Annotated in this window: 5 protein-coding genes and 1 pseudogene; 2 read left to right on the top strand and 4 right to left on the bottom strand. The window is 39.5% G+C overall.

Annotation, left to right across the window (positions count from 1 at the left end; genetic code table 11):
- Window positions 1-726: 726 nt before the first annotated feature.
- The 3 genes from OMHG_RS17525 to fbpA form a co-directional block, all read right to left on the bottom strand.
- Window positions 727-1245: a YusW family protein gene (locus OMHG_RS17525; protein WP_010650322.1), complete on the bottom strand. Its 519-nt coding sequence runs from the start codon at window positions 1243-1245 to the stop codon at window positions 727-729.
- Between the two features lie 261 nt (window positions 1246-1506).
- Window positions 1507-1821 (bottom strand): MerR family transcriptional regulator, encoded by a 315-nt coding sequence (locus OMHG_RS09265; RefSeq protein ID WP_010650320.1) that lies wholly within the window; start codon window positions 1819-1821, stop codon window positions 1507-1509.
- A gap of 116 nt (window positions 1822-1937) precedes the next feature.
- The gene (gene fbpA, locus OMHG_RS18310; protein ID WP_147629037.1) at window positions 1938-2102 is read right to left on the bottom strand and encodes a Fur-regulated basic protein FbpA; all 165 of its coding nucleotides are present in this window, start codon (window positions 2100-2102) and stop codon (window positions 1938-1940) included.
- A 296-nt stretch (window positions 2103-2398) separates the two neighbouring features.
- On the opposite strand from fbpA, the pseudogene OMHG_RS09260 reads away from it, so the two are divergent.
- A pseudogene (locus OMHG_RS09260) lies at window positions 2399-3804 on the top strand (MDR family MFS transporter).
- 144 nt (window positions 3805-3948) lie between these two features.
- On the opposite strand, the gene pdxK reads toward OMHG_RS09260, so the two are convergent.
- Window positions 3949-4755, bottom strand: a complete 807-nt coding sequence (gene pdxK, locus OMHG_RS09255; RefSeq protein ID WP_010650319.1) for a pyridoxine/pyridoxal/pyridoxamine kinase — start codon at window positions 4753-4755, stop codon at window positions 3949-3951.
- A gap of 254 nt (window positions 4756-5009) precedes the next feature.
- Between pdxK and OMHG_RS09250 the strand changes: the two genes are divergently transcribed.
- Window positions 5010-6230, top strand: coding sequence for a DUF819 family protein (locus OMHG_RS09250; protein WP_010650318.1), 1221 nt, complete (start codon window positions 5010-5012; stop codon window positions 6228-6230).
- Window positions 6231-6289: the final 59 nt, after the last annotated feature.

Below are 6289 nucleotides of genomic sequence, written 5' to 3'. Positions count from 1 at the left end.
GGCTTTCATTTTTTTAGGCTCTTTACGTAAGTATTGTTGTTATTTCTAACTCTGGATTTATTCAATAAAGAAGGCAGTCAGTAAACCCGATAACTGTTCCGGCCGATTTCCGCTCCGGGCAGTCGCTTTCCGCGGGCACCGCTTCAGCTTCCTCGGAAGAAACCCGCTTCCTGCGGGATCTTCAGCCGTTGCTATTCCCGCTGGAGTCGACTGCCCTGCGCTACAATCAATCAGCTTAATAATCGAATATGAGCAAATTGATTCAGAAAGCTTTATCTTAGTGGAGGAAATACACGGAGACTCCTTGAAATTGCATTGCTGACGAAGCATTCCTTGTCCTGCGGGAAAAGCGAAGATGCTAAGACCCCACTAGATGCACCTGCGTCTTCTAGTTACGCTTCGCAGTATGCTTCCTCGGTTCAAGGGAACAAAGAAGCAATTGCAAGTCGTACCCTGGCTTAGCGCGAGCCCGTGGAAAGCGCGGTGTATTTCCGGAGTGAAGATAAGCTCATCATCAAGTTACGTCGCAATATATATATTTTATGTAAAAACAACAAACTTTGAGAAAACAGCCTTTTTTTAATAGGTAGTAGATCTAGGGATGGTGGGCAGACATTGCTAGATCAGGAAGGTTTCAACTGCCCGACAGTGTAATCATCCAAAAACAGACCGGAGCTTTATCAGCTCAGGTCTGTTTTTTGTGTGGGGGTTAGCCAAGTTAGGTGATCATTGCTTATAATCTTTTTCCGTTCCATCTGCAAAATTGATCTCAAGATCGACATTCTTTGCGTCATCAGGAATGTTAAATCCATCCATTACTGCATTCAATACTTCCTCGTTAGGGGTATCCTGATCAAATTCAAAGGAAGAAAAGATGTTGGATAGTTCTTCCATAGCTTCATCTCCATTTAATCGAATACCCTGGATTTTATCAAGATAAGACGCTTCGGAATCATCTGAATCCATTTCGTAATCAACTTCCACTGCGTCATTAGAATCTTCAATGTCTGCTTCTAGATCAAAACTGGTAAATTGATACGTATATTTGTTACTGTTGGACACTGTGCTGTCGTTTTCAGTGGTTTCCGACTGTCCTGAATCGGTTGGTGTACCATCCCCTGTGGATTCGGCTGGACCTGTTCCTTCAGAATTAGATTCTTCATTTCCGCTTTCATTTCCTCCACAGGCAGCAAGTGCTAGTACCAATAAAGAGACCAGGATTAATCCGATTGACTTCTTGTACATTCTGTTCACCTCTCAAGTTGTATTCTATTTAGTAATATTACCAATATAGCTTTGAAGTAAACACAAACGATTTGAAGAAGTCTGCAAATGCAGGGTCCTTTTATATGTTTTATTAAACTGGAAAAGGGTATGAAAAGAGGAGAGAAACAAAGACTATTATGACAAGGAAAGCCTTCGTTTCATTTAGAGTTATTTCGGGGGGAGTAATATAAAATAAAGGTTGTTCCTGCTCTCTCAAAAGCATAGGAATGCAGTACAATCTTATACTTGCCTATTGGTGCTCTTGAAATGGGCGTTTATTTGACCTTGGATAATACCTTCGTGGATGGCTTTTTTCTTTCTTTCGTTTAACATATCCTTTTTAATTTCATTCGTTTGGACACCTTCCTCACGTTTATTGGCTATTTTAATAAGCAGTTCAATATCTGAAAAGGAATATTTTCTTGTACCGCGTGTGGTTCTTTCCGGAAAGATAAGACCGCGCTCTTCATAATAACGTATTCTTCTTTCTGATAATCCGGTTAACTCATGTACAATGCCAATTGTAATTACTTTCTTATCTCTATATGAAGCCAAAATATCCTTCTCCCTCGACTCTCATTTTTAAGATTTCTAGTTTATTTCTGTTTAGGTTGGAAGTAATATAGGATTCCATTCCTGTTTCCCTATTACTAGATGGAAAATAATCATAATTAGGTCTCTTCTATCTGTTTGTGGCTTTTATACATATTTTCCAGCTCACTTAATGGAATCAATGTATAATCTTCATCGGTTTTACTTAATATACCTGCATCAGAAAGTTTTTGGATATAAAACTTTTTCGCTTCCTCAACAGCGTGTCGAAGTTGATTGTTCATCAACCAGCACCTCCAGTATCCAATAAAGTTTAATGTTGAACCGGTATATTTGAGAAATGCAAAGGGTGCGGCAAACATTAGCAGTACTGTCCATGGATTAATTGTTATTGGTTATTTTAAATTAATTTGAATTATTTGTCATCTATACTGTTAGATTATCTAACATTAATTAAAAAATATAATAATTTATGTAAATAAAACTTACATAAAGATTGGATTTTGATCTCAATGTGCTGAAAATATTGTTTTTCAATGCAATATATTCGGTAGCAATGCAATAGAAAGAAGGGAAAACTATGAATACAGTAGGTTCAGAAGCGCCTATAAAGAGAACACCTATCATGCTCGTGCTCATATCGGGGGCTTTTGTGGCGATATTAAATCAGACATTATTAGGGACAGCACTGCCTCACATAATGGACGATTTACATTTGGATGCCAATACAGTCCAATGGCTACAATCCATATTTATGCTTGTAAACGGAATTATGATACCCATTACAGCGTTTCTTATTGGAACTTATACAACACGAAGCCTCTTTCTGACGGCAATGGCTCTATTTACTGCGGGAACTCTTGTATGTGCGATTGCTCCTAGCTTTACATTTCTGCTGTCTGGGAGGATTCTTCAAGCGGCAGGTGCTGGTATTATTATGCCCTTAATGCAGACGATTCTGATGTTGATCTATCCTATTGAAAAACGCGGTACTGCAATGGGATTATTTGGACTGGTAATTTCATTTGCGCCAGCAATTGGACCAACCTTATCAGGTTATATTGTTGAACATTTTCCGTGGAGAACGTTATTTTTTATGATTTTACCTATCGCAATAATTGATATTATTATTGCTTACGTATTCTGAAAAATATTACTACACGAACATTTCCTAAGCTGGATTTACTATCAATCATATTGTCGACACTGGGATTTGGCGGGTTGCTTTACGGATTCAGCATTGCCGGCAGTGCTGGCTGGTCAAGCGGACAAGTAATCATTTCCATGGTTGTTGGAGCAATGATGATATTATGGTTTGTTTTAAGACAGTTTAATTTGAAACAGCCAATCCTGGAATTCAGAGTATTTAAGTACAAAGTTTTTACGATCTCAACTATCCTTGGAATGATTACTTTTATGGTGATGATAGGAGCAGCAGTCATGCTGCCGCTATACATGCAAACGATGCTCGGATTCTCTGCATTTGAATCTGGTCTGGCACTCCTGGCCGGGGCTGTTCTGCAAGGAATTATGAATCCATTTTCAGGGAAGCTGTTTGATTTATATGGAGCAAAATATTTGGCGATTATCGGTTTGGGGTTAATTGTTGTAACAACCTTCATGTTTGCGTTTCTGACAGAGGAAACATCATTTATGTATATCTCAGCTGTTCATGCAATCAGAATGCTAGGTGTCGCCATGGCAATGATGCCAGTAACAACTGCCGGTTTAAATGTACTTCCAATGGAATTGATGGCACATGGAACAGCAGTTAACAATACACTTCGTCAAGTTTCAGGTGCGATTGGAACGGCATTGCCAATTACCATCATGACTACTGCAGCAATCCCTGAAGAAGGTGTGCTGGGAATGATTCATGGTGTAAATATATCCTTTATGGTGGCTGGAGTTATCGCTATTGTCGGACTTGCACTATCTTTCTTTTTAAAGGACAGAGAATCAGGCAGAGGAATTAAAATAAAGTAAGGAAAAGATGAGGAGCAGTCCTAAAAGCATCGCTAGGGATTGCTCCATTTTTATGAAGTGAAGCTAGGGGAAAGATGATAATGAAAAAGCCATAATAAAACCCTTGGCAGCAGAGCTGGCTGTCCAAGGGTGAAAGAAAAAGGTTTAGTTTGTTACTTTGTTATATGCACCATGCATGACCGGACCAACATATTGGTTCAGTTTCCAGCCATTTGCAATTGCTGCAGTGACAAAATCTTTTGCGACCAGTACAGATTCTTTTACCGATTTACCTTGTGCGAGGTTTGCGGTGATAGCTGCGGCAAATGTACAGCCTGCTCCATGGTTATAAGTTGTATCCACTTTATCGCGTTCCAGAATCTCGAAGTCTTTTCCGTCGTAGAACAAATCAATGGCTTTCTCATGGTCAAGCGCTTTACCGCCCTTGATAACAACATTTTCAGCTCCGAGCTCATGAATTTTAACTGCTGCTTTTTTCATGTCATCAATGGTTTTCAGTGGGCCAGTTTTGGCTAATTGTCCGGCTTCAAAAAGGTTTGGCGTAGTTACTAAAGCACGTGGAAGCAGATATTCACGCATTGCATCGGTATTCTCAGGCTGAAGCACTTCATCTTCACCTTTGCAAACCATGACTGGATCGAGTACATATTGATCAATATTATATTCGTCGATTTTTTTAGCGCCGAGCTTAATAATATCTACAGAACCAAGCATACCTGATTTCATTGCATCCACACCAACAGATAAGATTGTATCCAATTGTTGTTCTACTACATCTGCATCGATCGGTGTTACATTATGTCCCCATCCCTCAGGATTCATCGTTACGATAGAAGTAAGGGCGGTCATTCCATATACATCGAGCTCCTGGAATGTTTTAAGATCAGCTGCGATACCTGCTCCTCCGCTTGCGTCAGATCCTGCTAGTGTTAATGTTTTTTTCATTGTCATTAATGGTTCCTCCTTGCTGTATAAAGCGATATTTATTTCTTGCATTAATTTCTCTTTGATATTAAAAGAATAATCCTTTTAGATATAGATGTAAAGCTTTTGACTTAGAATGAAATCACTACCCTTAATTAGTATTTCCTTAATTTAATTTGAGGTGGAATCTATTTTTCTGTATAATTAAAAAATATATTTAAACGGATTAAAGATGCGTCCAAGTAGCAGGAACGTTGAAAAAATGGATGAGGTGGGAATTGATGTATTTATTTTCTCTTATACAAACAGATGATACATGGTTGTTATGGGCTTTTCTTGCTGGTTGGGCAGCTGTCAGCATTCATCTGGAACAGAAGTATAGCTGGGCATCTAAATTATCCGGAGCGATTATAGCCTTGGTTGGAGCGATGCTTCTGGCAAATCTTAACATTATACCGACAGCAGCGCCGGTATATGATGCCGTTTGGAGTTATGTTGTTCCATTGGCCCTGCCACTGTTGCTTTTTCAATCCAATATTTTGAAAATCTGGAATGAGAGCGGTCGGCTTCTTATTATGTTCCTGCTTAGTTCAATCGGCACAGTTTTTGGAGCTATTGTCGGATTTTTTTTATTGAAGGATATCATTCCGGGTCTCGATAAGATTGGCGGTATGATGACAGGATCTTATATTGGGGGAAGTGTTAACCTGGCAGCATTATCTGCTCGTTTTGAAACGCCGGGAGAAGTCGTTTCATCTACTGTAGTAGCGGACAATATGATGATGGCATTATATTTTCTCGCATTAATGGCAATGCCGGCAATGCGGTTCTTTAGGAGCAAATTTGGCACACCGCATATAAATGAAGTAGAACAGAATGGGGAAGGAAACGAAAATCAAGCTGCTGCCTATTGGAAAGGGAAGGAGATTTCCTTAAAAGATATTGCTTTTTCAATTGGTACGGCCTTTGTACTGGTTGCTGTGTCCTTCAAGCTTGCGGAATTATTTTCAGCAATCATTCCATCAGGGAGCGACGTGAACTTTATCTTCCATATATTAAATGCAGCACTTGGTGATAATTATCTGATGCTGACAACGATAACGCTTATATCTGTGACTGTCTTTTCAAGATATTTTGAGCGGATTAAAGGTGCCCAGGAGATAGGTACATATTTGATTTACATATTCTTTGTTGTGATTGGGGTACCCGCTTCATTGCCGATCATTTTGCAAAACGCACCTTTATTGCTAGTTTTTGTTCTAATCATGGTAGGTATGAATATGATCGCATCGTTTGTATTTGGCAAGATATTCAAATTCAACCTGGAAGAGATTATACTCGCAAGTAATGCCAATATCGGTGGTCCGACAACTGCGGCAGCAATGGCAATTTCAAAAGGATGGAGCAGGCTGGTAGCACCCATATTGATCGTTGGGACCCTCGGCTATATTATCGGTAACTACGCAGGAACGGTAATCGGATACTGGTTCAGCACATTTTAATGTCTCGTCATCCCCTGATGTCTTTGCACATGAGGATGACCGTCTATTTTATGTATTGA

This window comes from Oceanobacillus massiliensis str. N'diop (genome assembly GCF_000285495.1).
Lineage (GTDB): Bacteria > Bacillota > Bacilli > Bacillales > Amphibacillaceae > Oceanobacillus > Oceanobacillus massiliensis.
The sequence above is the reverse complement of the archived record's forward strand: the minus strand, read 5'-3'. Positions and strand labels throughout refer to the sequence as shown.

What these genes read in the sequence shown, in the direction of transcription:
- OMHG_RS17525 (WP_010650322.1), bottom strand. Translation starts at nt 1,245, where the DNA reads ATGTACAAGAAGTCAATCGGATTAATCCTGGTCTCTTTATTGGTACTA.
- fbpA (WP_147629037.1), bottom strand. Translation starts at nt 2,102, where the DNA reads ATGAACAATCAACTTCGACACGCTGTTGAGGAAGCGAAAAAGTTTTAT.
- pdxK (WP_010650319.1), bottom strand. Translation starts at nt 4,755, where the DNA reads ATGACAATGAAAAAAACATTAACACTAGCAGGATCTGACGCAAGCGGA.
- OMHG_RS09250 (WP_010650318.1), top strand. Translation starts at nt 5,010, where the DNA reads ATGTATTTATTTTCTCTTATACAAACAGATGATACATGGTTGTTATGG.